The 922-nt window shown below is 67.0% G+C and carries 1 protein-coding gene and 1 pseudogene; both read right to left on the bottom strand.

All coding sequences use genetic code 11. The annotated features are described in order from the left end of the window. Positions 1-171 (bottom strand): annotated as a pseudogene (locus NMD1_RS00705) (electron transfer flavoprotein subunit alpha/FixB family protein); the annotation flags it as partial. Between the two features lies 1 nt (position 172). Continuing rightward, positions 173-919: an electron transfer flavoprotein subunit beta/FixA family protein gene (locus NMD1_RS00700; RefSeq protein WP_125953194.1), complete on the bottom strand. Its 747-nt coding sequence runs from the start codon at positions 917-919 to the stop codon at positions 173-175. Positions 920-922 lie beyond the last annotated feature (3 nt).

The raw sequence follows: 922 nt of genomic DNA, 5'->3' as shown, positions 1-922 counted from the left end.
CACCTTGGCCACGCCCGCGATCCGCGCCGCCGCCTGGGCCACGCCGTCCACGCCCGCGCCCGCCACCAGCAGCGTCACCTCGCCCAGCTGCGCCGCCGCGCTCACCGCCGACAGCGTCGCATCCTTCACCGCCGAACCATCGTGTTCGACCCATACCAGTGCCTTGGTCATCTCAGGCTACTCCCAGTTCCTTGAGCTTGGCCACCAGCGCGTCCACATCGGCCACCTTGATCCCCGCCGACCGCACCGGCGGCTCCGATACCTTCAGCGTCTTCAGGCGCGGGCTCGTGTCCACCCCGTAATCCGCCGGCGTCTTATTCGCGAGCGGCTTGCTCTTCGCCTTCATGATGTTGGGCAGGCTGGCATAGCGCGGCTCGTTCAGGCGCAGGTCCGTCGTCACCACCGCCGGCAGCGCCAGGCGCACCGTCTCCAGACCGCCGTCGATCTCGCGCTTCACCACCACGGCGTCGCCCTCGACCGTCACCTCGTTGGCGAAGGTGCCCTGCGGACGGCCCAGCAGCGCCGCCACCATCTGGCCCACCTGGTTCGAATCGTCGTCGATCGCCTGCTTGCCCGTGATGATCAGACCCGGCGCTTCCTCGTCCGCGATCGCCTTGACGATCTTCGCCACCGCCAGCGGCTCCACCTCGTCGTCCGACTGCACCAGGATCGCCCGGTCCGCCCCCATCGCCAGGGCCGTGCGCAGCGTCTCCTGCGCCTTCGCAGGCCCCACCGATACCGCCACGATCTCCGATACCACGCCCTTCTCCTTCAGGCGGATCGCTTCCTCAACCGCTATCTCGTCAAACGGGTTCATGCTCATCTTCACGTTCGCAAGATCAACACCCGTCCCATCACCCTTCACTCGCGGCTTCACGTTGTAATCAATCACCCGCTTCACGCAGACCAGGGCTTTCATCGC

It is taken from the genome of Novosphingobium sp. MD-1 (genome assembly GCF_001014975.1).
Lineage (GTDB): Bacteria > Pseudomonadota > Alphaproteobacteria > Sphingomonadales > Sphingomonadaceae > Novosphingobium.
The sequence above is the reverse complement of the archived record's forward strand: the minus strand, read 5'-3'. Positions and strand labels throughout refer to the sequence as shown.

Bases quoted from the DNA above. Each gene is read 5' to 3' on its own strand.
- NMD1_RS00700 (WP_125953194.1), bottom strand. From the start codon at position 919: ATGAAAGCCCTGGTCTGCGTGAAGCGGGTGATTGATTACAACGTGAAG.